General features: G+C 67.9%; 25 protein-coding genes. 8 read left to right on the forward strand and 17 right to left on the reverse strand.

The annotated features are described in order from the left end of the window. Positions 1 to 70 precede the first annotated feature (70 nt). Positions 71 to 670, forward strand: coding sequence for a DUF938 domain-containing protein (locus ODR01_RS19380; protein WP_316979349.1), 600 nt, complete (start codon positions 71 to 73; stop codon positions 668 to 670). 162 nt (positions 671 to 832) lie between these two features. Here the strand turns inward: ODR01_RS19380 and arfB are convergent, their stop codons facing one another. Further along, the gene (gene arfB, locus ODR01_RS19385) at positions 833 to 1252 is read right to left on the reverse strand and encodes an alternative ribosome rescue aminoacyl-tRNA hydrolase ArfB (protein ID WP_316979350.1); all 420 of its coding nucleotides are present in this window, start codon (positions 1250 to 1252) and stop codon (positions 833 to 835) included. A 206-nt stretch (positions 1253 to 1458) separates the two neighbouring features. On the opposite strand from arfB, the gene ODR01_RS19390 reads away from it, so the two are divergent. Further along, positions 1459 to 1803 carry a hypothetical protein gene (locus ODR01_RS19390; RefSeq protein WP_316979351.1) on the forward strand — a complete coding sequence of 115 codons (345 nt, stop codon included), beginning with the start codon at positions 1459 to 1461 and terminating at the stop codon, positions 1801 to 1803. 207 nt (positions 1804 to 2010) lie between these two features. Beyond that, entirely contained in the window at positions 2011 to 3105 is a 1095-nt protein-coding gene (locus ODR01_RS19395) for an autotransporter outer membrane beta-barrel domain-containing protein (protein WP_316979352.1), read from the forward strand. Positions 3106 to 3392: 287 nt separating this feature from the next. On the opposite strand, the gene ODR01_RS19400 is transcribed toward ODR01_RS19395, so the two are convergent. Beyond that, entirely contained in the window at positions 3393 to 4349 is a 957-nt protein-coding gene (locus tag ODR01_RS19400) for a cation diffusion facilitator family transporter (RefSeq protein ID WP_316979353.1), read from the reverse strand. A 223-nt stretch (positions 4350 to 4572) separates the two neighbouring features. Between ODR01_RS19400 and ODR01_RS19405 the strand changes: the two genes are divergently transcribed. Further along, on the forward strand, positions 4573 to 6156 hold the full coding sequence (locus ODR01_RS19405; protein WP_316979354.1) for a gamma-glutamyltransferase family protein: 1584 nt from the start codon (positions 4573 to 4575) through the stop codon (positions 6154 to 6156). Positions 6157 to 6166: 10 nt separating this feature from the next. Here the strand turns inward: ODR01_RS19405 and ODR01_RS19410 are convergent, their stop codons facing one another. The 4 genes from ODR01_RS19410 to ODR01_RS19425 form a co-directional block, all read right to left on the reverse strand. Beyond that, the gene (locus ODR01_RS19410; RefSeq protein WP_316979355.1) at positions 6167 to 7000 is read right to left on the reverse strand and encodes a sulfite exporter TauE/SafE family protein; all 834 of its coding nucleotides are present in this window, start codon (positions 6998 to 7000) and stop codon (positions 6167 to 6169) included. A gap of 88 nt (positions 7001 to 7088) precedes the next feature. Beyond that, positions 7089 to 8414 (reverse strand): TRAP transporter large permease, encoded by a 1326-nt coding sequence (locus tag ODR01_RS19415; protein ID WP_316979356.1) that lies wholly within the window; start codon positions 8412 to 8414, stop codon positions 7089 to 7091. Further along, positions 8411 to 8992: a TRAP transporter small permease subunit gene (locus ODR01_RS19420; protein WP_316979357.1), complete on the reverse strand. Its 582-nt coding sequence runs from the start codon at positions 8990 to 8992 to the stop codon at positions 8411 to 8413. The genes ODR01_RS19415 and ODR01_RS19420 overlap by 4 nt, the downstream gene beginning before the upstream one ends. A gap of 2 nt (positions 8993 to 8994) precedes the next feature. After that, the gene (locus ODR01_RS19425) at positions 8995 to 10110 is read right to left on the reverse strand and encodes a TRAP transporter substrate-binding protein (protein ID WP_316979358.1); all 1116 of its coding nucleotides are present in this window, start codon (positions 10108 to 10110) and stop codon (positions 8995 to 8997) included. Between the two features lie 201 nt (positions 10111 to 10311). On the opposite strand from ODR01_RS19425, the gene ODR01_RS19430 reads away from it, so the two are divergent. Next, positions 10312 to 10995 carry a GntR family transcriptional regulator gene (locus tag ODR01_RS19430; RefSeq protein ID WP_316979359.1) on the forward strand — a complete coding sequence of 228 codons (684 nt, stop codon included), beginning with the start codon at positions 10312 to 10314 and terminating at the stop codon, positions 10993 to 10995. A gap of 5 nt (positions 10996 to 11000) precedes the next feature. Here the strand turns inward: ODR01_RS19430 and ODR01_RS19435 are convergent, their stop codons facing one another. From ODR01_RS19435 to ODR01_RS19455, 5 genes are read right to left on the reverse strand one after another with little or no spacing between them, the layout of a single operon-like run. Then, entirely contained in the window at positions 11001 to 11612 is a 612-nt protein-coding gene (locus ODR01_RS19435; protein WP_316979360.1) for a CDP-alcohol phosphatidyltransferase family protein, read from the reverse strand. Positions 11613 to 11652: 40 nt separating this feature from the next. After that, positions 11653 to 12498 (reverse strand): hopanoid biosynthesis-associated protein HpnK, encoded by an 846-nt coding sequence (gene hpnK, locus ODR01_RS19440; protein WP_316979361.1) that lies wholly within the window; start codon positions 12496 to 12498, stop codon positions 11653 to 11655. Beyond that, positions 12474 to 13901, reverse strand: coding sequence for a hopanoid biosynthesis associated radical SAM protein HpnJ (gene hpnJ, locus ODR01_RS19445; RefSeq protein ID WP_316979362.1), 1428 nt, complete (start codon positions 13899 to 13901; stop codon positions 12474 to 12476). Before hpnJ ends, hpnK begins: the two co-directional genes overlap by 25 nt. Positions 13902 to 13927: 26 nt before the next feature. Continuing rightward, positions 13928 to 15079: a bacteriohopanetetrol glucosamine biosynthesis glycosyltransferase HpnI gene (hpnI, locus tag ODR01_RS19450; RefSeq protein WP_316979363.1), complete on the reverse strand. Its 1152-nt coding sequence runs from the start codon at positions 15077 to 15079 to the stop codon at positions 13928 to 13930. 11 nt (positions 15080 to 15090) lie between these two features. Continuing rightward, a complete protein-coding gene (locus tag ODR01_RS19455; RefSeq protein WP_316979364.1) occupies positions 15091 to 16068 on the reverse strand; it encodes a lysylphosphatidylglycerol synthase domain-containing protein in 978 nt (325 codons plus the stop codon). 164 nt (positions 16069 to 16232) lie between these two features. On the opposite strand from ODR01_RS19455, the gene ODR01_RS19460 reads away from it, so the two are divergent. From ODR01_RS19460 to ODR01_RS19470, 3 genes are all read left to right on the forward strand, one after another. After that, positions 16233 to 16937 (forward strand): CDP-alcohol phosphatidyltransferase family protein, encoded by a 705-nt coding sequence (locus tag ODR01_RS19460; RefSeq protein ID WP_316979365.1) that lies wholly within the window; start codon positions 16233 to 16235, stop codon positions 16935 to 16937. Positions 16938 to 16956: 19 nt separating this feature from the next. Then, on the forward strand, positions 16957 to 17853 hold the full coding sequence (locus tag ODR01_RS19465; RefSeq protein ID WP_316979366.1) for a DMT family transporter: 897 nt from the start codon (positions 16957 to 16959) through the stop codon (positions 17851 to 17853). Positions 17854 to 18031: 178 nt separating this feature from the next. Continuing rightward, positions 18032 to 18433 carry a four-helix bundle copper-binding protein gene (locus tag ODR01_RS19470; RefSeq protein WP_316979367.1) on the forward strand — a complete coding sequence of 134 codons (402 nt, stop codon included), beginning with the start codon at positions 18032 to 18034 and terminating at the stop codon, positions 18431 to 18433. Between the two features lie 331 nt (positions 18434 to 18764). On the opposite strand, the gene ODR01_RS19475 is transcribed toward ODR01_RS19470, so the two are convergent. From ODR01_RS19475 to ODR01_RS19500, 6 genes are all read right to left on the reverse strand, one after another. After that, positions 18765 to 19127: a hypothetical protein gene (locus ODR01_RS19475; protein WP_316979368.1), complete on the reverse strand. Its 363-nt coding sequence runs from the start codon at positions 19125 to 19127 to the stop codon at positions 18765 to 18767. A gap of 132 nt (positions 19128 to 19259) precedes the next feature. Then, positions 19260 to 19547, reverse strand: coding sequence for a hypothetical protein (locus tag ODR01_RS19480; protein WP_316979369.1), 288 nt, complete (start codon positions 19545 to 19547; stop codon positions 19260 to 19262). Then, positions 19456 to 19881: a hypothetical protein gene (locus ODR01_RS19485; protein WP_316979370.1), complete on the reverse strand. Its 426-nt coding sequence runs from the start codon at positions 19879 to 19881 to the stop codon at positions 19456 to 19458. Before ODR01_RS19485 ends, ODR01_RS19480 begins: the two co-directional genes overlap by 92 nt. Before the next feature lies 1 nt (position 19882). Next, entirely contained in the window at positions 19883 to 20680 is a 798-nt protein-coding gene (locus ODR01_RS19490; protein WP_316979371.1) for a transglycosylase SLT domain-containing protein, read from the reverse strand. Between the two features lie 5 nt (positions 20681 to 20685). After that, positions 20686 to 21015: a phage holin family protein gene (locus ODR01_RS19495; RefSeq protein WP_316979372.1), complete on the reverse strand. Its 330-nt coding sequence runs from the start codon at positions 21013 to 21015 to the stop codon at positions 20686 to 20688. A gap of 166 nt (positions 21016 to 21181) precedes the next feature. Further along, the gene (locus ODR01_RS19500) at positions 21182 to 21463 is read right to left on the reverse strand and encodes a hypothetical protein (protein ID WP_316979373.1); all 282 of its coding nucleotides are present in this window, start codon (positions 21461 to 21463) and stop codon (positions 21182 to 21184) included. Positions 21464 to 21514: the final 51 nt, after the last annotated feature.

Genomic DNA, 21514 nt, shown 5'->3' on the forward strand with positions numbered 1-21514 from the left:
CGCGGTGGCCGGCCGCGGGCGTCATCCCCATTTGTGCTGCGGGTGCCCAGCCCCCAAGACGAGGACATCGATGCCGCCCTTCTCGCAGGCCGCCGAGAACAACAAGGAACCGATCGCCCGCGTCCTGGCGGAGGCCTTCAGGGACGTCCGCCACGTGCTGGAAATCGGCAGCGGCACCGGCCAGCACGCCGTCCATTTCGGCCGCGCCCTGCCGCACCTGATCTGGCAGCCCAGCGATCTTGCCGGAAACCTCGACGGCATCCGCGCCCGGCTGGCAAGCGAGGGGCCGGCCAACGTGCGCCCGCCGGTGGCCCTCGACGTCGGCCTGCTGCCGTGGCCGGTGGATTCGGTCGACGGCGTCTTTTCGGCCAACGCCGTGCACATCATGGCCTGGCCGCGCGTCGAGGACCTGTTCTTCGGGGTCGGCGACGTGCTGGCCCCCGGCGGCACGCTCTGCCTTTACGGCCCCTTCAGGTACAAGGGCGCCTTCACCACCGCCAGCAACGCCGCGTTCGACGCCTGGCTGAAACGCCAGGACCCCGCCAGCGGCATCCGCGACTTCGAGGCCGTCGACACGCTGGCCGCCGCCCAGGGCCTGAGGCTTGTGGCCGACCACGCCATGCCGGCCAACAACCAGCTGCTGGTGTGGCGAAGGGAGGCCGCGGCCTAGAGTTTCATAGAATCGCTCCATGCCCGGGAGCCCCCCTCCCCGCCCTCCCCCACAAGGGGGGAGGGAGAGTTCCGTGCCGATTCACTTTTCTTCCCCCTCCCCCTCGATGGGGGAGGGTTGGGGTGGGGGTGCGCCGCTACGTCAACGTCATCGCAAGATACCCTACTCCTCGGCCCCGCCGCCGCGCGTGCGCTTGACCGCCGAGCGGCGCTGTTTGGCGTCCAGCCGGCGTTTCTTGGAGGCCAGCGTCGGGCGGGTCGGCCGGCGGCGGCGCGGCGCCACCGAAGCCTCGCGGATCAGCTCCACCAGGCGCTCGCGGGCGTCGGCGCGGTTGCGCTCCTGGCTGCGGAAGCGGCTGGCGGTCAGCACGATGACGCCGTCCGCCGTCATCCGCCGCCCGGCCAGCCTTTTCAGGCGGCTCAGCACCTCGGCCGGCAGGGCCGGCGAGCGGGCGGCGTCGAAGCGGATCTGCACCGCCGTTTCCACCTTGTTGACGTTCTGGCCGCCGGGGCCGGGCGAGCGGATGAAGCGCTCCTCGATCTCGTCGTCGGCAAGGGCGATGGTGTCGGTGATCGGGATCATGGGGGCAGTCTAGAACATCTTCCGATCCGACGGAATCACTCCGCTCCCCCCCTCCCTGCCCTCCCCCACAAGGGGGGAGGGATGACTCTCTTCTTCCCCCTCCCCCTCGATGGGGGAGGGCCGGGGTGGGGGTGCGCCGCCGTCTTCACCCGGTTGGCGAAACCCCGTACACTGGCCGCCGTACGCCCCCTGCCGAGGATGCCGCCATGCCGCCGAAGAAGAACCCGCTCAAGCTCAACGCCCTGCAACTGAGGACGCTCGCCCTGGCCCAGGTGGTGGCCGCCGAGCCCGGCATGGCGACCCGCAACGCCGCCACCGGCGCCGTGGTCCTCGACCAGGTGCCGCACCCGCACGGCGATCACGTGCACGTCGGGCGCTTCACCGTCTCGGCCAGGGACGCCAGCGGCTTCGCCAACCCCGCCGTGTGGGTGGCGCTGGCTCGCAAGGGCCTGGCGAAAACCGACGACTACGGCACCATCATTCTCACGGCCGAGGGCCTAGCCTACGACACCGGGCTCATGGAAAAGTTCGCCGCGCCGTCGGATCACTGAGGGCGGCTCTTGACGGACTTGCCGGCCGATTCGTCCGCCCGTCGAATCGTTCATTGCCCTCCCCGTTCCTCAACCCCAGGCTGAGTGTCCGTTAACCTTTTGTTAACCATGCGCGGCAACCCTCGTGGGGTGCCGAGGGTCTCTGCGCGTGGCGCCCGCCGGGGTCAACGGTCGTCCGGCCACAGAAAAAATGGGGGGAGACACGACATGGCTGACGGCGGGCCGCCGCGTCCCTTCCGCGCCGTCGCCGGCGTCGCGTTCGCGCTTTCCCTTTTCGTCCCGGCCGGCCCGGCCGTCGCCGATCCGGCCGCCACCGCCGCTCCCCAGGGCGTGCTGACCAGCAGCCGTCTGGTGCGCAGCGCCGTCACCCAGACCGGCGGCGCCCTCGCGGCCCGGGTGCAGGCGCTGACCGGCGGGCGGCAGACCTCGCCGCTCAAGCCGACGCCGGACCGCCACGTGCAGCTGTTCCAGCTGGGCAACGCCGGCACCGTCTTCGGCAACGCCTACGACGCCGACACCCGGGCGCTGGCCCAAAAGAACGGTATCCGGCTGGTCGATCTGCCGGTCAAGACGCCGTTCGGCGTGTGGGCCGACGGCGCGTGGTCGAAGCTGGGCTTCAGCGACGACGGGGTGGCCGTCGACGGCGACGTGTGGTCCGGCCATTTCGGCGTCGACTACAAGGCCAACAGCCGGCTGATCCTCGGGCTGGCCGGCGGCTACGAGGGCCAGGACTTCGACACCTCGCTGATGGACGGCACCGTCGCCGGCAACGGCATGACGGCGGCGCCCTACATGGTCTATCGGATCGACGAAAACCTCAGCCTCGACGCCAGCGGCGGCTATACCCTGCTCGATTACAAAAGCCGCTACCGCGACCCTTTCTATAACGGCGATGCCTATGCGGCGACCGGCGCCGACCGCCGGTTCGCGGCGACCGACCTCAACCTCGCCTATCCCCTCGCCGACGCCTGGCACCTGGACGGCCGCGTCGGCACGCTGTACGCCGACAGCCTGGCCGAAACCCCGCAGGCCGGGGTTTCCTCGGGCGGCCAGGTGGCGGCGGTCGGCGACCTTCGGCTCGGCTATACCTTCGACGTGCTGGACGGCCTGGAGCCCTATGCCTCGATGCTCGGCCGCTACGCCCATGCGGACGGCGCCACGGACAGCGCCGACGGCGGCCTGTCGCTCGGCGCCATCCTCAACGTGCGCGGCGCCCGCCTCCAACTGCAAGGCGCCTCCACCGAAACCAGCGACGCCGAGCCGGTCTACACCGGCCTGCTGAAACTGCGCATCAAGATGTAGGCCGGGCCGGCGGCCGGATCGCCGTCCTTGACAATCGACCTATTATATGATAATAATCCTCTTTCTTTTCCCTTTAGGGAAAGAAGGCTTGTGCGCGTCCCGCCGCTCCCCGGCAAGGTTCGGAAGAACCGCGCAAGACACTGAATTCAAAGGGAAAAATGGCAAAATGACGAGAAATGACGATGTTTTTTTCGGCGATTCCGGTGTTTTCCGTTTATTTTCAGTGCGTTAGGCCTCATCGGCAAAACCGGAAACTCGTCATTTCGGCACCGGCCGCGGCCGGCCCCTCAGGACTCGCCCAGCGCCGCCTCGCGGTCGCGCATGGCGCCGACCACGCTGACCGGGTCGGGATGGACCAGCACCTCGGCCCGCGGATAGGCGGCCAGCAGGGCCCGCTCGACGGCCAGCGCGATCTCGTGGGCGGCGTCGAGCGCCATGTCGTCCTTGAGCTCCAGATGCAGCTGGATGAACACCTGCGGCCCCGAGGAGCGGGTGCGCACGTCGTGGACGCCGAGCACCCCGGGCACCCCCACCGTGACCTCGCGGATGCGAAGGCGGTCGGCCTCGGGCAGTTCGCGGTCCATCAGGATATTATAGGCCTTGGTCCCGATGCCGATGGCGCCCCACAGGATGTACCCGGCGATGGCCAGCGCGAACAGCGGGTCGGCCGCCGTCCATCCGAACCGGCTGGACAGCACGAGCGAGACCACGATGCTGGCGTTGACCAGGATGTCGGTCTGATAGTGCAGCGAGTCGGCGCCGATCGCCACCGAGCCGGTGCGCCTGACCACGTATTTCTGGAACACGACCAGGACCAGGGTGAGCGCGATGGAGACGGCCAGCACGACATAGCCGACCTCGGGGTTGACCACGGCGCGCGGATGGAACAGGCGCTGTCCGGCCTGCACGATCAGAAAGACCGCCGAGCCCGAGATGAACGCGGCCTGGGCAAGGCCGGCCAGCGGCTCGGCCTTGCCGTGGCCGAAGCGGTGGTCCTCGTCGGCCGGCTGCAGGGCGTGATGCACGGCGATGAGGTTGATGACCGAGGCGGCGGCGTCGAGCAGCGAATCGAGCAGGGTGGACAGCAGGCTGACCGAATCGGTCACCAGCCAGGCCGCCAGCTTGGCCAGCGTCAGGGCGACGGCCACCGTCACCGAGGCATGGGTGGCGGCCCGCATGAGCCGCGCCGCCTGCCGGGGCGGCACCGGCAACGGGCCGTCGGTTTGTCGAGGATCGTCCGCCAAGGTCGGCTTTCCTTCGTCCGTCTGCGCTGGCGCGCACTATGAAACCGCGTCCGTCGTTTGGCCATCCGCTTTTTGGCGTCGTTCGTCTGGGCATCTGGCCCGCCAATTGCTAAGGGTGGCGCAACGGAGCGCAAACCCATGGGAAACGGAGTCCGAGGATGATTTCCAGGTCAGTCGGCGTGGGCATGTGCCCAAAGGCCGGGCAGCGGCGGAGCGCCGCCCCATGCTGAACACCGCCGCCGCCTACGGCGGCATGGCCGTCGCCCCCCACCACCTGGCCGCCGAGGCCGGCGGCGCCATCCTGAGAGAGGGCGGCACCGCCGTCGAGGCGATGGTCGCCATGGCGGCGGCCATCGCGGTGGTCTATCCGCACATGAACGCCATCGGCGGCGACGGCTTCTGGATTCTGGCCGAACCGGGCCGTGAGCCGGTCGGCATCGACGCCTGCGGCGCCGCCGTGGCCGCCGCCGTGCCGGAGTTGTATGCCGGACACGACGCCATTCCGCCGCGCGGCCCGCTGGCGGCGCTGACCGTGGCGGGCACCGTTTCCGGATGGAAGGCGGCGCTCGACGCCTCGGCTTCGTGGGGCGGACGCCTGCCGCTGTCGCGCCTGCTGGCCGACGCCATCCGCCACGCCGGCGACGGCATCGCGGTGACCGTCGGCCAGGCGGCGCTGACCGCCGAGAAGCTGCCGGGCCTTAAGGACGTGCCGGGCTTCGCCGAAACCTTCCTCATCGAAGGCCGCCTGCCCGCCGCCGGCCAGCGGCTGCGCCAGCCGGCCCTGGCCGCCACCCTCGTCCACCTGGCCCGGGCCGGCCTCGACGATTTCTATCGGGGCGACGTCGCCCGCGCGCTGGCCGCCGACCTCGGCGCGGTGGGCAGCCCGCTTCGGCTTTCCGACCTCGAATCGCACCGCCCGCTGATCGTCCGCCCGCTGTCGGCCCGGCTTTCGGTCGGCACCGTCTACAACATGCCGCCGCCCACCCAGGGGGTGGCCTCGCTGATGATCCTCGCCCTGTTCGAGCGCCTGGGGGTCGAGGCGGCGGAAGGGTTCGCCCACGTCCACGGGCTGGTCGAGGCCACCAAGCAGGCCTTCCTCGTGCGCAACGCCAAGGTGTGGGACCCCGCCTATATGGCCGAGCCGGCCGAGCGCTTCCTGGAGGGGCCGTTCCTCGATCGTCTGGCCGCGCGCATCGACGCCCGCCGCGCCCTGCCCTGGCCGCAGCCGGCGGCGCCGGGCGACACCGTGTGGATGGGTGCCGTCGACCGCCACGGCCGCGCCGTCAGCTTCATCCAGAGCATCTATTGGGAATTCGGTTCGGGCGTGGTGTCGCCCCGTACCGGCGTGCTGTGGCAGAACCGCGGCATCAGCTTCGCCCTCGAGGAAGGCCACCCCAACCGGCTGGCTCCCGGGCGGCGGCCGTTCCACACCCTCAACCCGGCGCTCGCCCGTTTCGACGACGGCCGGGTGATGACCTATGGCACCATGGGCGGCGAAGGCCAGCCGCAGACCCAGGCGGCGGTGTTCAGCCGCTACGCCCTGTTCGGCCAGCCCTTGCAGGCGGCGGTCACGGCGCCGCGCTGGCTGTTGGGGCGCACCTGGGGCTCGGACAGCGCCAACCTCAAACTCGAAGGCCGCTTCGCACCGGCGCTGATCGAAGCCCTCCGCGAGGCCGGCCATGACGTCGAGGTGGTCGCGGACTTCACCGACCTGATGGGCCACGCCGGGGCCATCGTGCGCCACCCCGACGGCCGGCTCGAAGGGGCGGCCGACCCGCGCAGCGACGGCCGGGTGGCCGCCCTCTAGGGCCTCGCCATCAGAGGAGGCTCCAGAACATGCGCAGCGAGGTGACCAGCAGGAAGAAGCCGAAGGCCAGGCGCAGCGTCCGGGGCTTGATGGTGTGGGCGATGCGCACGCCGACGGGCGCCATGGTCATGGTCGCCGGCACGATCAGCGCGAAGCCGATGAGGTTGGCGTAGCCGATGCTGAGCGGCGGCAGGTTGGCGGCGCCGAGCCCGGCCAGGATGAAGCCGATGGCGCCCGGCACGCCGATGATGAAGCCGATGGCCGACGCGGTGCCGACGGCCCGGCGGATGGGATAGTTGAAAGCGGTCAGGATGGGCACGGTCAGGGTGCCGCCGCCGATGCCCATCATCACCGAGAAGGCGCCGATGCCGAGGCCCATGGCGGCGCGCCCGATGCCGCCCGGCAGGGCGTCGGCAAGGGTCATGCCCTCCTTGCGGAAGGCCATGTTGGCGGCAACCAGCAGCGCGATCACGGCGAACACCGCGGTCAGAACCTGGCCGCGCACGTTGCCGCCCAGGATCGTGCCGGCCAGCACGCCGATGAAGATGGCCGGGCCCCAGGACTTCAGCAGGTCGACGTCGATGCCGCCGCGCTTGTAGTGGGAACGGGCCGACATGATCGAGGTCGGAATGATGGTGGCCAGCGAGGTGCCGACCGCCAGGTGCATGCGTACCGCCTCGTCGATGCCCAAGAACAGGAACACGTTGAACAGCACCGGCACGATGACGATGCCGCCGCCGACGCCGAGAAGGCCGGCCAGGATGCCGGCGACGACGCCGGCCAACAGGATTCCGCCCGCGAAAAAAAGGAAGAACTGCGGGTCCGCGAAAAAGCTATCGACCATTTTGTTGTTTCCGTTGGACTTTCGGCTGTGACAAGGACCCGGCGGCCGGGCGACCCGGCCGCCGCGAAAGGGAAGCGATCGGCCTTCGTCACCAGCCGATAAGCTTCGGCAGCCAGGAAGTCAACTGGGGGAAGACGAACAGCAGGGACAGGCCGATCAGTTGCAGGCCGATGAAGGGAATGACGCCGCGGTAGATGTCGACCGTCGTCACCCCGGCCGGGGCCACGCCCTTGAGGAAAAACAGCGCCCAGCCGAAGGGCGGCGTCAGGAAACTGGTCTGCAGGTTCATGGCGACCAGGATGGACAGCCACACCATGTCCAGCTCGGTGCCGGCGAACACCGGCAGGAACATCGGCAGCACGATGTAGGAGATCTCGATCCATTCGAGGAAAAAGCCGAGCGCGAAAATCAGCGCCATCATGAACAAAAGGCTGCCCTCGAGCCCCCCCGGCACCAGGGAGAACAGGTGCTCGATCAGCCTTTCGCCGCCGAGGCCGCGGAAGGCCAGGCCGAAGGGCTGGGCGCAGATCAGGATGAAGAAGACCATGGCCGAGGTGACGAGCGAGGCGCGGCAGACCTCCTTCAGCGTCGCCAGATCGAGGCGGCCGGCAACGAGCGCCAGCAGCAGGGCGCCCAATGCCCCCATCGAGGCGGCCTCGGTGGGCGCCGCCACGCCGCCGACGATGGACCCCAGCACGGCGAACACCAGCACCAAAGGCGGCGTCACCACGCGGATCATCTTGCCGGCCAGCGCGCGGCGCGACAGCGCGGCCCGTTCGGCGGCGGGGATGGCCGGCACCATTTGCGGCCGGAAGACGCCGAGACCGACGATGTAGAGCGCCATGATCCCGGCCAGCATCAAACCCGGCACCATGGCGGCGGCAAACAGCGTTCCCACCGACAGGCCCAGGATGTCGGCCAGCAGGATGAGCACCAGGCTGGGCGGGATGATCTGCCCCAGGGTGCCCGAGGCGCAGATGGCGCCGCACGCCACCCCCTTGTCGTAGCCGCGCGCCACCAGGGGCCGGAGCGCCAGCAGGCCCATGGTGACGACGGTGGCGCCGACGACACCGGAGGAAGCGCCCATCAGCACGCCGACCAGCACGATGGCCAGCCCCATGCCGCCGCGCAGCCGCCCCATGGCGTGGCCGATGACGTCGATCAGGTCCTCGGCCATGCGCGACTTCTCGAGCATGATGCCCATGAAGATGAAAAGCGGCAGCGCCAGCAGGGTGTAGTTGGTGACGACGCCATAGATGCGGGCCGGCAGCAGGTTGAACAGCCCGGTTCCGAAACCGAGATAGCCGAACACCAGGCCGGACGCGGCCAGCGCGATGGCGACGGGGATGCCGGTCACCAGGAAGGCGAAAAACGCCCCCAGCATCCCAAGGGCGAGCCATTCGTTGCCGGTCATGACAGGGCCGCGGCCTCGCTCGCACGCCGCCCCGGCTCGACGACGGCGTCTTCCCGGGAGGTCATCTGGGCCAGCTGCAGCGCCACGTGGAGGGCCTGCGCCACGGCCTGCAATCCGAAGCAGGCGAAGCCGGCCGGAATGAACGCCTTGAGCAGCCAGCGGTAGGGCAGCCCGCCGGGATCGGGCGAACCTTCGGCCAATTGCAGGGATTGCGCGACATAGGGAACGGAGAGCGCGACGACGGCCGCCGCCAGGCCGATCATCATCAGGGCCGCGATCAGGTCGATGATGGCGGTGGCCCGCCCCGACAGGCGATCATAGAGGAAGTCCACGCGCACGTGGGCCCCCTTGTGCATGCCGTAGGCCATGCCGAACAGCGCGATCGGCGCGATCAGATGCCATTCCAGCTCCTGGAGCGCCACCGACCCGGTGTTGAAGACATAGCGCAGCAGAACGTTGGCGGCGACGACGAGCACCAAGGCAAGGCCGACCCAGGCGGTGGCGGCCCCGGTCCCGTCGATGACGGTGCCGATCGCCCCTTCCGCCCGGCGGGCCCAATCGGGTACGGAGCGGCTCATGATCAAACCTCCTTGCCGTCGGTCGCGATGAGGGCGTGATAGGGCTTCTCCGAAATCTCCGACCACGAGCGATGCTTGGCGCGGAACGCCATGAAGGCGTCGTGCACCTTGCGGGTCGCCGGGTCCTTGGCGGCCTCGGCCTCGAGCACCTGTTCGGTCACCTCGCGCAGACGCCGCACGATGGCGGGCGCGAGCTGGCCGGTCTTCACGCCCCCGTTCTTGACCAGATCCTCCAGCGCGTCGGCGTTGTTGGCCTCCGACCACGCCTGGCTTTCGACGTTGCAGGCCATGGCCGCCGTCTTGACGATGGCTTGCAGGTCCTTGGGCAGGGTCGCCCAGGCCTTGAGGTTGATCAGCAGTTCGGTGACGTTGGAGGGTTCGTGCCATCCCGTCGTGTAGTAGTACTTGGCGGCCTTGTGCAGGCCCAGGCGGCGGTCCTGGTAGGGACCGACGAACTCGGCGGCGTCGATGACGCCGCGCTCCAGCGCCGGGAAGATCTCGCCGCCGGGCAGCAGCTTGACCTCGACGCCGAGCGCCGCGTAGACCTTCCCGGCCAGGCCGGGAATGCGCATCTTGAGGCCCTTGAAGTCCTCGACGGATTCGATCGGCTTGCGGAACCAGCCGGTCATCTGGACGCCGGTGTTGCCCATCGGGAAGGCGATCAGCCCCTGCGGCTTATAGAGTTCGTGCCACAGCTCCAGCCCGCCCCCCTGATAGAGCCAGGCGTTCATGCCCTGGAAATTGAGCCCGAAAGGCACCGTGGTGAAGTACTGGGCGGCGAACAGCTTGCCGGCCCAGAAGTAGGAGTTGGCGGCGTTCATCTCGACGGTGCCGGCCCGCACGGCGTCGAACCCTTCGAGCGCCGGGATCAGTTCGCCGGCCGCGAAGTGTTGGATGGCCAGGCGGCCGTCGGACATCTCGGCCACCTTCTTGCAGAAGTCGGTCGGGCTGCCGGGGCCGACCGCGTAGAAGGGCGAGCCGGCGCCATAGGCGTTGGTCATCTTCCAGTTGATGGTTTCCTTGGCCCGGACGATGCCGGGAGCGGCGATGGCGCCGACAACGCCGATTCCGCCGAGGGCCGCGGCTTTGACAAATCGGCGGCGTTCAAGATAAGCCATGGGATGAATTCCTTTGCACCACGAAACGGACGTGTATACATCTCGCAAAGGCCATGCCAACTCGTAACATATTGATTTATATCGAATTATGAAAGCCGCGCGGCAACGATATGCATATTATTTAACCTGCACCATAATCGTGCCTATATATTATACAATCTGCCGCCCGAACGCGGCGCCTTAGGGATGGGAACGTAGGTCATGCCCCGATCCGTCGACCAGCACGCGCCGGCCCAGGCCGTCTGTCAGGCCTTGGAGGACGACATCGTGACCGGCCGGCTGCTTCCCGGCACCCGCCTGGAGGAACCGCAACTGGCCCGCCGCTTCGGCGTATCGCGCACGCCGGTCCGCGAGGCGTTGCACCTGCTGGCCGCCACCGAACTGGTGGAACGGCGCCTGGGCCGCGGCGTGATCGTTTCTTTGGTAACGCCCGAGCGCCTGTCCGCCATGTTCGACGCCATGGCCGAGTTGGAAGCGGCGTGCGGCCGCTTGGCCAGCCGGCGGATGAGCCCTGCCGAGCGCGGCCGCCTGGAGACCCTGCACCGCGCCATGGCGCGTGCCGTCTGCGAGGGGGCCGCCGAATCCTACGAGAAGCAGAACCGCGCCTTTCACGACACCATCTATGGCGGGGCGCGCAGTTCCGTCCTGGTCGATCTGACCAAGTCCACCCGGCGGCGCGTGGCGCCGTTCCGGCGGGTCCAGTTCAATGATTTGCGGCGCCTCGCCGGGTCCTATGACGAACACCAGCGCATCGTCGCCGCCATCCTGCAGGGCGCCGAGGAACGCGCCGCGACCGAGCTTCGCGCCCACATCATGTCGGTTCACGACCTGGCGCAGGACTATCTTGCCGGCCTGCGGGGGAACGCCGGCCGCCCGGCGGCCTGACGGGATCAGGCCGCGGCGCGGACCGACCGGCTGCGCCGCAGGCGGTACCAGGTCAACAGCGCGAAGGCGGGCGCGCCCACCGCGGCGCCGACCACGAAGGGCATCTGCCAGCCCAGCCAGACCACCGGCGCGAAGAGATACAGCACATCGTCGAAGTCGAAGCCGGCGAAGCCGGGATAGGCCTTCTCGCCGGTGTCCTGGTTTTCGTTATCGATGACCTCGGCCAGAATTTCAGCCGCCACCACGCCAGCCGCCCCCAGCGTCCCCATCAGGATGGCCCAGCCGCCCAGGTCGGTGCCCCGAAGCCCGATGCCGGCCCCCAGAAAGAACAGGGCGGTGACGCCGATGTCGGCCACCATGTCGTACTTGTGGCCCCACGGACTGGCCTTGCCGCTGACCCTGGCCAGTTCGCCGTCGGCGCGGTCGAGAAAGGCCGACAGCAGCCACAGCCAGCCGCCGGCGATGTCCCACGAGCGTTCGCCCACCGCGAACGCCGCGCAGGCGGCCAGCCCGGTGAGCAGGCGCAGCGTGGTGATATGGTTGGGCGTCACCGGCGTGTCGACCAGGGGAAGGATGACCACGTGGGCCATCTTATGGGTCCAGGAATCACCGACCATGAATACGGGCTCCGGTTCGAAGTGTGGCTTCAGGCGGGTATCACAATCCGCGAAAGGTCGTCAATGTGGCGCCGGTCACCGCCAGGCGGACGTCGGGGTCGATCAGGGCCGCGAATTCGTCCTCGAAGCGGAAGTGCGCCGCCTCCGGCTCGATCTCCCGCCAGCGGCGGGTGGCGGGATGGGAAAAGATTTCCGACACCCCTTCGGGCAAGGAGGCGAGAAGGGATAGCAGATGGCGGCGATCCATGCGACCGCAATCGCCGATGCCGAAGGCGAAATCGTTGTGGCGGACGCCGGCGGCGTCGAGGCGGCGGCGCATGAGCGCAATCCACAGGCCGAGGAAAAGACGCCCCAGCCGGGCCAAAAGGCCGCCCCCGGCAGCCGGCTCGAACGGCAGGCGCACGGCGGTCATGCCGTACTCGCGCCCGATGGCGATGATGAGGCCCAGCACCGTCGGGTGGACGTGCATGTGATTGTGGGCGTTGACGTGATCGAGCGGCAGGCCGGTTTGCCGGAAGGCCGCGAACTGGGCGCGGATCTCGGCCGCCAGCTGGCGGCGCACCTTGGGCAGGAAGAAATAGCGGAAGCCGGCCCTGACCAGATTGGCGTCGAAGCGCCCCTCGGCGTCGACCAGATCGGGAATTTCCGCGGGCGGCAGCACCGCATGGCCGCGCACGACAACGAGGTGAAGGCCGACACCGAGGCCAGGCAGCCGTTTCGCCCGCTCGACGGCATCCGCCGCAGCCGGCGCCCCCACCATCAGGCACGTCGCGGTCAGGATGCCCCGGCTGTGGGCTTCCTCGATGGCCTCGTTGACCGGCGCCGACAGGCCGAAGTCGTCGCCCGTGACAATCAGGCGTTTCAGACCGCGTTCTCCCGGCCCCACAGGAAGCGGAAGAATTCCACCCCCTCGCGCAGTTGGCGCTTCATCACCTGCCAGTCGCGGCACATGTCGAAGAACAGCGACGCCATCTTGCGCGGCCGGAAGTAGAAGCGCTTGTAGAAGCGATCCACCGCCTCGAAGATCTGGGCGCTGGTCAGGTGCGGATACTCGATGACGCTGTTCTGCACGCCGTGCTCGTCGACCAGGTGCTCGGCCTTCTCGGGCGCCAGCCAACCGTTCTCCATCGCCTGATTGTACAGGAAGGTTCCCGGATAGGCGGCCGGCAGCGACACCTGGATGGTCTTGGGATCGAGCTCCTGGGCGTAGCGGATGCTCTCCTCGATGGTCTCCAGCGTCTCGCCGGGCAGGCCGACGATGAAGGTGCCGTGAATGAGGATGCCGAGCTCGTGGCAGTCCCGCGTGAACTGCCGGGCCTTGGTGACGAGGATACCCTTCTTGATGTTGTTCAGGATCTTCTGGTTGCCCGACTCGTAACCGACCAGCAACAGGCGCAGGCCGTTCTCCTTCATCACCTTCAACGTCTCGTAGGGCACGTTGGCCTTGGCGTTGCAGGACCACGTCACGCCCAGCTTGCCCAATTCGCGGGCCAGCGCCTCGACGTTGGGGATGTTGTCGGTCAGCGTGTCGTCGTCGAAGAAGAACTCCTTGATTTCCGGGAAGTTGTCGCGCGCCCACTTGATCTCGGCGGCGACGTTGGCGACCGAACGGGTGCGGTAGTTGTGCCCGGAAATGGTCTGCGGCCACAGGCAGAAGGTACACCGCGACTTGCAGCCGCGCCCGGTGTAGAGCGACATGTAGGGGTGCAGCATGTAGCCGTTATAGTAGTCGCTGGTGACCAGGTGCTCCTTGTAGACGGGCGCCACCCACGGCAGCGAGTCCATGTCCTCGATCATCGGCCGCCTGCCGGTGAAGTGGGGCCTGCCGTCCTTGAGGATGGTGATGCCCAGAACCTCGGGCAGCGGCCTGCCCTCGGCGATCTCCTTGATGGCGAAGTCGAACTCGACGTCGCAGACGAAGTCGATGGCGGGCGAGGCCGCGATCGAGGCCTCGTTGTTGATGGCGACATGGGCCCCGCAGAAGCCGATCAGCAGCGCCGGGTTGGCCGCCTTGAAGGCCTCGGCCACCTTGACGTCGTTTCCGAAGGACGGCGTGCTGGTGTAGATGACCAGGAATTCGTAATCGGGGGCCAGCGGCAGCAGGGCGTCGAGCGCGAGGCCACGGGCCGGCGCGTCGATCAGCTTGCTTCCCGGCACCAGGGCAGCCAGCTGGGCCAGCCAGGTCGGATACCAGAAAGACTTCACCTCGCGCTTGCACTGATAGCGCGAACCGGCGCCGCCGTCGTAGCCGTCAAAGGTGGGCGGGCTGAGGAACAGGGTCTTTTTCATCGTCAACACCAATCCTTGCGACCTATTCATTCTGCGGCCTTGAGCCGGTTGCCATCATGAATGACGAAAGCCTGCTCGCGCCACAAGACCTTGCTGCCGAAAAAGCTGGCCACGCGGACCGCCAGAGACAAGAGGTCGCGCAGCGGAATGAGCCAGAAGCGGCCGCGGCTGGTGGCGGGCAGGATGGAGTGCACGGCAGCGTGCTGGGCCAGACGCAGGGCAACGCCGCCGACCGCCAGCCCAAGGGCCGGCAGCGCCGAGGCCGACGTCACGGCCAGCAGCCCGGCGGCGAGGAGGGCCAGCGGCACCACCTCGGTGACCGACATCAGGGCGTAACCCACCGGCCGCACCGAGCGGATGGTCCGGGCCCAGCGCAGTTCGTGCAGGAACAGGCCCCCGAGGCTGGGCTCGTCGACGACGTTTTCCACCAGATAGGGCACCAGGGCGACCTTCATGCCGTTGGCGACGATGCGGTTGCCCAGCATGTAGTCGTCGGCCAGGAGGTTCGCCAGCGATTCGAAGGAACCGATCGCGGCCAGCGCGTCGCGGCGCACCGCCATGGTCGCCCCGAAGCAGAAGGTAAGCTTGCCGAAGACGGCGGGGATGAGGGCGGAAGCCAGGAACCATTCGTTGATGAACATGGCCCCCAGCCGCGAAATCCAGCCCTGCCTCGGCCTTCCGCAATAGACGCAGGTGGAGGCGCCGACCGCCGGATCGGCGAAGGGCGCGATGACGCGCCCCAGGTAGTCGGGGCCGACCCGCATGTCGCTGTCGGAAACGACGATCAGGTCGTGGCGGGCCACCCGCATCATGTTGGCGAGGTTGCAGACCTTCTGGTTGGAGCCGATGGCGGTGGGATCGACGATCAGCGCGATGTCGCGCTCGGGAAAGCGGGCCCGCACCCGCTCGATCACCGGAATCGCCGGATCGGCCGGTCCGTGCACGCCGAACACCACCTGATAGTCGCCGCCCTCCTGGCGGCAGAAGGAGGCCAGGTTCTCCTCCAGTTCGAATTCCAGCCCGCAGACCGGCTTGAGCAGCGTCGCCGGGCGCCAGGCGACAGCCGGCCGCGCGGCGCCGAGCAGGCCGCGGAAGCGCAGGATCGCCGCCATCGAGACGACGGCGTAGGCGAACGAGGCGGCGGCCAGGAGGACGGAGAGAATGACCAGGATATGCATCGGGTGTCGCCTCAGGCCCGCCGGCGGGCCAGCAGGGCCCGGCCCTCGACCACCTGCCAGGCGATCAGGCCCGGCACGTCGACAAGCAGTTCGCGGATGCGGATGGCCAGCGAGACGGCCAGCGACACGTCGGGGGCAAGGCCGATCAGGCCGCCCAGCAGGACGAAGGCACCTTCCTGGATGCCATAGCTGTTGGGCACCACGAAGGCGGCGTCGCTGACCGTGTTGCTGAGGCTTTTCAGCATCACCGCCTCGATGATTCCGATCGGATGGCCGAGCAGGTAAGCGGCCAGCCACACCTCGCCCGACTGCCAGATCAGCGCCGCCATGCGCCAGACGATGGCGGCGGCCAGCCGGCGGCGCTGGGCATAAAGTTCGCGGATGACGCGGTCGACCTCCTCGGCCATGCCGACCAGCCGGCCGGCGGCGCGCGACCCGGTCAGGCGATAGGTCAGCCGGGCGAGATAGCCGAACATGCCGGCCCGCTGCACCGCGATGAAGCCGAAGACGCCGACCCCCAAAGCCAAGAGCCCGATCAGCGAGCCGGTGGCCAGCCCGTCGTCCAACGCCATCGCCGCCAGGAGCGCGATGCCGATCAGCCCCCACAGAACGATGGTGATGACGTCGATGGTCTTGTCGACCACGGCGGCGGCGCTGGCGTGGTGCGGATCGGCGCCCCACAGGATAAGGGCGCGGGCCTTGACCACGTCGCCGCCGATGGAAGCCACCGGCAGCAGGGTGTTGATGGCCCGTCCGATCCACTGGGCATAGAGGGCCTGCCCGAATTTCGGCATGTGTTCCGGCACGAACAACAGTTGCCAGCAGCGTGTGTTCATCGGCAGCGAGGGCAGCCAGATCACCGTGATCCACAGCAGCGACCAGCCGGAGGCCAGCAGCAGGCCGCCGATCTCCTGGACCCCCGCCCAGGCGACCAGGGCGGTCATGACCGCCAGGCCGAGGAGCAGGCCGATGTAGGACGCCACTTTCATGCGCGCTTCCGCCGCAACAAAACCCGGCCTTCTTTTAAGGACTGCCGGGCGGCGCCGCCACCATGAAATGCACCGGCCGGCCCCGGGAAGCCTTGCAACGCCCCGGGCGCTTGGCTAGAGATGACGCTCGGCTGCCGTCCTCGCCACCAGGGAACGATCCCATCGTGTCCTCCCTTTCGTCTTCCGACGCCCCCTACACCCTGCGCGCGCCCAAGCAGCTGTTCCCGCTGACGCGCCACCTTTCCTATCGCCTGACCCCGCTCATCCTGCGCCTGCCGCTCACCCCCAACCACGTGACCGGACTGTCGGCGGCGGCCGGGCTGGCGGGCGCCGCCTGCTTCCTGGCCGGAACCTGGGGGTGGGGCGTGATCGGCGGCCTTCTGCTGATCCTCTGCTATACGCTGGACAACTGCGACGGCGAGGTGGCGCGCATCAAGAACATGTCCTCGGAATGGGGGGCCCGCCTCGACGATATCGCCGACTGGCTGGTCGACACGTCCTTTTTCGCCTGTCTCGGCATCGGTACCTGGAGCGCCACCGGCGAAGCGCTGTGGCTGTGGTGCGGCATCGCCGCGGCGGCCGGCGCCACCGTCGACTTCGGGGTCGACCTCGTCCATTACGCCCGCGAGCGCAAGAAACCCAAGGCCCCCAGCCGCGAGGAGGTGGCCAAGGGCGAGCGTAGGCCCGAGAATGCCGTCGACTGGCTGATCTACATCTTCCACAAGCTGAGCCGCGCCGACTTCTGCGTCATCGTCTGCGGTCTGGCCCTCTTCGGCGTCGCCTGGGTGCTGCTGCCGCTGGGCGCCATCGGCGCCCAGGCCTTCTGGATCACCGACCTGTTCAACCGCGCCCGCGGCTGGCACACCTGAGCCAAGGCCCGGTCCCCCGGTGACCGCCAAGGTTTCCCCTCCCCCGCCCGCCCCGACGCCGCCCGCGTCGGTCGCCGTCGGCATCCTGCTGATGGTGGTCGCCGTCGGCTGCTTCGCCGCCACCAACATGTTCGTCAAGCTGATCGGCCCCGCCTACCACCCGGTCGAGGCGGTGTTCTTCCGGAACCTGATCACCGCCCTCCTGACGGTGCCGTTCATTCTGTCGTTCGGGGGTCTGCGCATCCTCAGGACGCGCCGCGCCGGCATCCACGCCATCCGCACCGTCACCGGCGTCATCAGCAACGTCTGCTACTTCTACGCCTATCAGCGCGTGGCCCTGGCCGACGGCATGGCGATCGCCATGTCGGTGCCGATCTTCGCCACACTGTTCGCCATCCCGCTGCTGGGCGAGAAGGTCGGTCTGCACCGCTGGCTGGCGATCATCGTTGGCTTCGGCGGCGTCATGATCGCGCTCAACCCCCAGGGCGACATCCAGACCGGCAGCCTCTACGCCCTGGCCGGCACGCTGTTCTGGGCGGTGGCCCTGCCCTACGTGCGCATGCTGGGGGCGACCGAGAGCCCCTATACGGTGGTCTTTCACTACATGTGGGCGAGCACGCTGATGGCCGCCTGCTTCCTGCCCTTCGTGTGGGTGACGCCGACCGGGCACGTGATGATGCTCTACCTCGCCACCGGCCTGGTCGGCACCGTCGGCCAGATCTGCATGACCTACGCGCTGAAGCTGGCGGCAGCCTCGATCATCGCCCCCTTCGAATACACCAAGATCGGCTGGGCGGTCCTGTTCGACCTCACCCTGTGGGGGGCGTCCCCCTCCTTCACCACCCTTCTCGGGGCCGGCATCGTCATGGTCACCGGGCTCTACATCCTCTATCGCGAGACCCGGCACCGCAAATAAGCGCGGCCGCACACCGCGTCCCGCTTCGGCGCACAAAAAAACCTGAAGACAAATTGAACCAATCGGCCGTCCCGCCGTTGGAGCCGTATCGCCGGCGACGTCGGCGGGACCACTCGGGCTTCCGCCTGCCGTCGCCCTCGATGACAAAACGCTCAACTTGCCAAAACGGGAGAGCCCCATGCATACCCATCAAATGATCAGCACCCACCCCGACGTGAAGGGCAGCGTCAACGACGCGCTTATTCGCTGCATCGAGGAATGCCTCGCCTGCGCCCAGACCTGCATTTCGTGCGCCGACGCCTGCCTGGCCGAGGACATGGTCGATGAGCTCAAGCAGTGCATCCGCCTCGACCTGGATTGCGCCGACGTCTGCCAGACGACCGGCAAGCTGGCCACGCGCCGCACCGGCTCCAACCAGGACCTGCTGCGCCAGATGATCGAGACCTGCGCCGAGGCCTGCAAGCTCTGCGGCGACGAGTGCTCTCGCCACGCCGACCGGCACGAGCACTGCCATATCTGCGCGGACGCCTGCCGCAGCTGCGAGGAGGCCTGCCGGCAGGCCGTCGGCACGGTTCACTGAACGAGCCCGCGAACGCAATGGGGTCCTCCGGCGGCGCGATGCCGCCGGAACATGAAGTTGGAATTTCAACTTTTGGCTAGTTGGAATTTACCAATCGTTCCCATTGCCTTCCAAAGGAAAACCCCCGCTAAGTCCTTGACTTGGCGGGGGTTCCGATTGGTGGGCGCACAAGGACTCGAACCTTGGACCCGCTGATTAAGAGTTGCCTGGAAAGTGAACGATTTCAACGGCGTTTGGCAAAATCGGCAGATTTACGACCCATGGGAAACCGCCCCTTCCCGCATCGCGTGCCAAACCTACATCACGCCCCCATAGGCTCCAACAAGGCCAATCAATCCCGGAAATAATAAGGCGCCCGCTCCCTGACCGATGACTTCTCGCCGGTCTTCCAGTCGAAGACGTTGTAGCCGCCAGCATCGTTGGGGATCTTCAGGTACCGGACGCCGTCCCCATAGAGACGGGCCTTCGCGTCGGCAATGTTCTTAAGCACGATCATGACGTGGAGTTTGTTCGTGCGCGCCGTCCAGTCCAGTTTCAGCGTCTTCGAGAAGAAGCCCTCAAGTTCGGCCTGGCAGACGCCGCCGAACTCGGTATTGACGATATCGACGATCCTCCTGGCGTCGCCGGCGTCCGCCGCGCGCGGAGCGGCGACGATGCCCATCACCAGGGCAACGATCAGAACGAAGGCTTTCATGACTTCCTCCCCCGACCGACCGGCTGGATGATATCACCGCCAGCGCGCGGACACAAAAAAAGCCCCCGGCCGGAGCCGGGGGCGAGGTGGGTGGCCTGGCGGCGAAGGGCCCGCCGGCCGGAACGAGGATGCTTAGGGGGTTTCCATGCGGGCCTTGGCGTCCCTGAGCCAGGCCGTCAGTTCGGTCAGGGTGCGCCGGCAGTCGCGGCCGGCGGCTTCCAGGCGCAGCATGTACTCGGCGATGGCCGGCTCGGCTGCGCCCTCGGCGTAGATCCCGGGAGCCGGCGCGCACTCGGCGAGCTCGGCCGGCGCCTCCGGCACCCGGATCTCAGTGACCCGGAGGATCGCCGGCTCCGGCGGCGTCGAGCAGGCGGCGGCGAGCAACGTCAAACACGGGATGAACCGGACAAGCCGTTTCATGATCGGGCCTCCTCGCTTCGCGCACGGCCGCCAGCGCGGCCTGCAATGTCTGGGTTTCGGCAGCACGGCGCTGCGACGTCGCCCGGGCCGTGGCGAGGTCGGCGCGGAGCTGGGCCTCGGCCAGTTGGTGGAGGTGAACGGCTTCCTTGTGGATATCGACGGCGCGTGCCACGTCTTGCCGCAGGGAGGCCACCCTGGCCTTGGCGTCCTGGTAGTCGTTCCAAAGGTAGACCACCACGGCAGAGGCCAGCGCGCAGGCCGCGCCGATGAGGATCTTGCCAAGGGCGAATCCCAGCACCTTCCTGGCCAAGAAGGTGGAAATCGTCGCCAGCATGTTACCCTCCCGCCTCGATGATCCGCCGCCATTTGGCAATGGCCTTGACGTAGCCGATCGTCTCGGCCGAGTGCCGGCCGGTCACCTGCGGCAGGCAGGCAACGATGTCCTCGTACCCCGGCGGGCCGTGGCACAGACGCTGGGCGGCCAGCAGGTGGCCAAGGCCGGCGTTGTACGAAGCCTGCGCCAGCCGGTGTCGATCCTCGGCCGGACGCGGCGCCGACCATTGGCGGCGCAGCTTGGCCATGTAGTAGGCCCCTACCTCGATGGCGAGGTCGTGGTGCGGCGACACGCCGGGCGGCAGCCGCAGATCGCGCGCCACCATCGCCCAGGTACCGGGCATGAATTGTGCCAGGCCTGCCGCACCCACAGGGCTCACCGCCGCCGGATCGAGGCGGCTTTCCTGGTAGAGCTGGGCCTTCCAGGCTGCCGGGAAGGGGTAGTCCGGCCACCAGGTCGATACAGCTCGCCGGATCTCGGTGTCGTGCTTCGATGACGTCAGCACTCCAGCCTGGGCCGGCCCGCAGCCGAAGAGCGACCCCAGCATGATGACGACGGCGGCGCCGAGGATCAAGATGCCGAGGATCCGCCGGCCGTAATAGCTGGCAAGAGCCTCCGGCTTTTGCTCCATGATGCTAAGAGCCTCGGCAAAAGTTGTTCCGGCCCGACGATCCAGCCACTGCGAGAACTTGACGATGACCCACATGGCGGCGAACGACACGACGATGGCGAGCGTCGCGTAGCCAAGCTTCATGACCACCATGTCCCATGGAATGGCCTCAAAAATAGCCTCCAACATGATCCTCACTCCTCCTTTGCTTCGCGGCCAAAATATCGCCGGGCGATATTGCCGAGCATCACCTCGACGCCACGCGGACCGAGCCAGGCGGTAACGCCGACGACGGCGTTGCTGGCCATGGAGTCCATTCCCCACCAGCTGGCCAGCCCGCCGCCGATGACGGCCGACAGCATTGCCGTCGGGATCTCCCACAGAAGGTCGACTGACCAGAACCTGCGCCGCCCCAAGGTCACCAGGCGACGGTGCCACAGGAAGCGCGCGAGCATGGCGGTGGGCATGAGGCCAAGAATACCAATGATGGCCTGCTGAACTTCCGGCGGCAGCTTGTCGATCAAGGCTCCCCTCCTTTGCCGGCAAGAAGAAAGGCCGCTCTAGCCGGAGCGGCCTAGATGGGAAAATCCCGTCGAACGAAACGCGTTGAACACTTGGCAAGCCGGGCGTTGGCCACTGTGCCGGCCCATGGTGCCAGGAAAACCGGCCAGGGCCGGATCGTCCGGCACGTCACTGCAGCGGAGGATCGTAGATCAGCACGTCTTCCGGCAGTGTCGTGATGGCGGCGATCGCGGCGTTGTTGGCGGCGGGATTGCTGGAGACAACCGGCGCCCCGTTGAAGTCGGCGCCGACCACCTGCCCGGCCGGGATGGTCGGCCAGGCCCAGAAAGGCTTGCCGACGCCCGGGATGTTCCGCAGGACCGACCCCACGTTGACGCCGGCCGCGGTCGTATAGTGGCGGATGATGGTCACCCCGCCGATGGTAATTTCGCAAACGACCTTCATGTCCATTCCCCTCTCCTAGATGCGATAGACTTCGACGTTGAAGGACGGCGGGTCGAG

This window comes from Shumkonia mesophila (assembly GCF_026163695.1).
Taxonomy (GTDB): domain Bacteria; phylum Pseudomonadota; class Alphaproteobacteria; order Rhodospirillales; family Shumkoniaceae; genus Shumkonia; species Shumkonia mesophila.

Bases quoted from the DNA above. Each gene is read 5' to 3' on its own strand.
- ODR01_RS19500 (WP_316979373.1), bottom strand. From the start codon at position 21,463: ATGGACATGAAGGTCGTTTGCGAAATTACCATCGGCGGGGTGACCATC.
- ODR01_RS19435 (WP_316979360.1), bottom strand. From the start codon at position 11,612: ATGGTCGGTGATTCCTGGACCCATAAGATGGCCCACGTGGTCATCCTT.
- ODR01_RS19380 (WP_316979349.1), top strand. From the start codon at position 71: ATGCCGCCCTTCTCGCAGGCCGCCGAGAACAACAAGGAACCGATCGCC.
- arfB (WP_316979350.1), bottom strand. From the start codon at position 1,252: ATGATCCCGATCACCGACACCATCGCCCTTGCCGACGACGAGATCGAG.
- ODR01_RS19430 (WP_316979359.1), top strand. From the start codon at position 10,312: ATGCCCCGATCCGTCGACCAGCACGCGCCGGCCCAGGCCGTCTGTCAG.
- ODR01_RS19415 (WP_316979356.1), bottom strand. From the start codon at position 8,414: ATGACCGGCAACGAATGGCTCGCCCTTGGGATGCTGGGGGCGTTTTTC.
- ODR01_RS19420 (WP_316979357.1), bottom strand. From the start codon at position 8,992: ATGAGCCGCTCCGTACCCGATTGGGCCCGCCGGGCGGAAGGGGCGATC.
- hpnJ (WP_316979362.1), bottom strand. From the start codon at position 13,901: ATGAAAAAGACCCTGTTCCTCAGCCCGCCCACCTTTGACGGCTACGAC.
- ODR01_RS19395 (WP_316979352.1), top strand. From the start codon at position 2,011: ATGGCTGACGGCGGGCCGCCGCGTCCCTTCCGCGCCGTCGCCGGCGTC.
- ODR01_RS19425 (WP_316979358.1), bottom strand. From the start codon at position 10,110: ATGGCTTATCTTGAACGCCGCCGATTTGTCAAAGCCGCGGCCCTCGGC.
- ODR01_RS19410 (WP_316979355.1), bottom strand. From the start codon at position 7,000: ATGGTCGATAGCTTTTTCGCGGACCCGCAGTTCTTCCTTTTTTTCGCG.
- ODR01_RS19405 (WP_316979354.1), top strand. From the start codon at position 4,573: ATGCTGAACACCGCCGCCGCCTACGGCGGCATGGCCGTCGCCCCCCAC.
- ODR01_RS19490 (WP_316979371.1), bottom strand. From the start codon at position 20,680: ATGTTGGAGGCTATTTTTGAGGCCATTCCATGGGACATGGTGGTCATG.
- ODR01_RS19455 (WP_316979364.1), bottom strand. From the start codon at position 16,068: ATGAAAGTGGCGTCCTACATCGGCCTGCTCCTCGGCCTGGCGGTCATG.
- ODR01_RS19475 (WP_316979368.1), bottom strand. From the start codon at position 19,127: ATGAAAGCCTTCGTTCTGATCGTTGCCCTGGTGATGGGCATCGTCGCC.
- ODR01_RS19390 (WP_316979351.1), top strand. From the start codon at position 1,459: ATGCCGCCGAAGAAGAACCCGCTCAAGCTCAACGCCCTGCAACTGAGG.
- hpnI (WP_316979363.1), bottom strand. From the start codon at position 15,079: ATGCATATCCTGGTCATTCTCTCCGTCCTCCTGGCCGCCGCCTCGTTC.
- ODR01_RS19480 (WP_316979369.1), bottom strand. From the start codon at position 19,547: ATGAAACGGCTTGTCCGGTTCATCCCGTGTTTGACGTTGCTCGCCGCC.
- ODR01_RS19470 (WP_316979367.1), top strand. From the start codon at position 18,032: ATGCATACCCATCAAATGATCAGCACCCACCCCGACGTGAAGGGCAGC.
- ODR01_RS19485 (WP_316979370.1), bottom strand. From the start codon at position 19,881: ATGCTGGCGACGATTTCCACCTTCTTGGCCAGGAAGGTGCTGGGATTC.